This window comes from Geminicoccus flavidas (assembly GCF_009806515.1).
In the GTDB taxonomy this organism is placed as follows: Bacteria; Pseudomonadota; Alphaproteobacteria; order Geminicoccales; family Geminicoccaceae; genus Geminicoccus; species Geminicoccus flavidus.
Genome location: NZ_WUJP01000481.1, coordinates 1 through 2293, shown reverse-complemented (window position 1 = coordinate 2293; position 2293 = coordinate 1). Strand labels below are relative to the sequence as shown.

General features: G+C 71.5%; 2 protein-coding genes and 1 pseudogene. 1 reads left to right on the top strand and 2 read right to left on the bottom strand.

Annotated features, from left to right (window positions below):
* The coding region (locus EQG76_RS13470; protein ID WP_200840795.1) for a M16 family metallopeptidase at positions 1 to 1589 on the top strand (1589 nt) is incomplete at its 5' end.
* Positions 1590 to 1593: 4 nt separating this feature from the next.
* On the opposite strand, the gene EQG76_RS13465 is transcribed toward EQG76_RS13470, so the two are convergent.
* Positions 1594 to 1947: a response regulator gene (locus EQG76_RS13465; protein WP_159714131.1), complete on the bottom strand. Its 354-nt coding sequence runs from the start codon at positions 1945 to 1947 to the stop codon at positions 1594 to 1596.
* A 38-nt stretch (positions 1948 to 1985) separates the two neighbouring features.
* Positions 1986 to 2293 (bottom strand): annotated as a pseudogene (locus EQG76_RS13460) (sensor histidine kinase); the annotation flags it as partial.

Here is a 2293-nt window from a genome sequence, read left to right as displayed (position 1 = left end):
CCGAGCGCCGGGCCGAGGCCCTGATCTCGACGGTCGAGGAAGGCGGGATCTACACCAGCGAAGCGGCCGACCTGGAACTCCTGGAGCGGACGGTGGCAGGGCTCAACCCGGCCAAGCTGCAGGATTCGCTGAAAGCCGCGTGGGGCGACGGCTCGGCGCGGATCATGCTGTCCGGCCCGTTTCCGCTGGAGAACGGCCGCCAGCGCATCCTGGACGCCTATGAGCGAAGCCGCGCGGTGCCGGTGGAGCCGCCTGCGGCAACGGCCAGCGTGGCCTTCGCCTATCAGGACTTCGGCCAGCCCTCCGGCGTGGCCGAGGACAGCCGCATCGAGGACCTGGACATCCGCTCGATCCGCTTTGGCAACGGCGTGCGCCTGGACATGAAGCCCACCAAGCTGCGGGCCGACACGATCGAGGTGGCCCTGCGCTTTGGCCAGGGTTCGTTCAGCATGCCGGCGCACCAGCCGGGCCTGGACCTGCTCGCCAGCCAGGGCTTCATCGCCGGCGGGCTCGGCCGGCATGATGCCAGCGAGCTCACCCGGATCTTCGCCGACAAGCAGGTGGGCGTTGACCTGACCGTGGCCGAGACCTCGTTCGTCATGACCGGGACCACCACGCGTGCCGACCTGGCCGACCAGCTCCGGCTGATGGCGGCCTTCGTCACCGATCCTGGCTACCGGCCGGACGCGCTGGAGCGGTTCCGCCGCCAGCTCCCCGACATCTATCGGGCCATGGACGCCTCGCCCGCGGGTCTCCTGCGCGGGCCGGTCGAGCGCTTCCTCCATGCTGGCGACCCGCGCTTCGGGCTGCCGGACCAGGCGGACGCGGCCGAGCGGACCCTGGACGAGCTGCGCGCCTGGCTGACGCCCGCCCTGCGGCGCGGTCCGATGCAGGTCGTGCTGGTGGGCGACATCGAGGCGGAAGCGGCGGTGCGGCTGGTGGACGAGACGTTCGGTGCCCTGCCCGAGCGGGGCGAAGGTGCCGAGTTGGCAGTCCCATCGGTGCGGATGCCCGGGCCGGGAGCCGAGCCCGTCCGGTTCTTCCATCACGGTGCGGCGGACCAGGCCATGTCCGCCGTGTACTGGCCCACTGCGGACGGCAGGGACCTGCGCCTGAAGGCCGGGCTCGACCTGCTGGGCGACATCCTGCAGGACCGGCTGCTGGACACGGTGCGCGAGCGGGCCGGGGCCAGCTACTCGCCGGAAGTCTATAGCGACATGTCGATCACGCTGCCGGACTTCGGCTATCTGGCCGCCCTGCTCGACGTGCGGGCGGAGGATGCGCTCCAGTACGACGCGGCGACGGTGGCGACCGCGGCCGGGCTGCGGGAAGGCATCGAGGCGGATGAGCTGCGCCGCGCCCTGGAGCCGCGCCTGGCCCAGAGCGATGCTGCGCGCCAGTCGAACCGCTGGTGGGCCTATTCGGTGATCCTGGCGATGCACCAGTTTCCCGAGCGGCTGGAGGCGGCCCGTACCGACCGGGCCAACTTCGAGAGCTGGGACGCGGCGTCGCTGCGCAATCTGGCCGAAACGTATCTGGCGCCGGAGCGGGCGCTGCGCGTGCTGATCGTGCCCGCCACGTCCGACTGACGGCTCAGCCGGCCAGCGCTCGGGCCAGGGCGCTGCGCAGGTCGCCGCGCAGGAATGGTTTACGCACCACCGGCGCGTCTGGATAGCTGCGCTCCAGGCTGCTGGGGTCGTGGCCGGTGGCGAACACGAACGGGATGCCGCGCCGGCGCAGGAGGTCGGCGATCGGGAAGCTGCGCGTTTCCCCGCCCAGGTTCACATCCAGCACCGCCACGTCGAAGGCGGCCTGCTGCGCGGCGGACATCCCGGTCTCGAGCCGGCTTGCCACGTCCACGACGGTGAAGCCCAGCTCCAGCAGCATGTCCTCCAGGAGGAGGGCGACCAGACTCTCGTCCTCGACCACCAGAACGCGACGACCCATCCTCTTCCCGACCCGCCTACCCGGCTTAGCATATGTTATCAGTGGTGGGGCGCGACCAGTCCGCCCACCAAAGGCGGCTCCTCCGCCGGGAGCGGGACGTGCACCCGACACACCAGCCCGCCCGGCTCGAAGTCCAGCCTCACTTCCCCTCCGAATTCCCGGGCCAGCCCGCTCTCGATGAGGCGGGTGCCGAAGCCGCGCTGCCCGGGCGGCTGCACCGGCGGGCCGCCGGTTTCCCGCCAGGTCAGCTCCAGCGCATCGGCCTCGCCTCCGCCCATCAGCCGCCAGTCTATCCGCACCGTGCCGCCCTTGGCCGAAAGCGCGCCGAACCGGAGCGTGTTGGTGC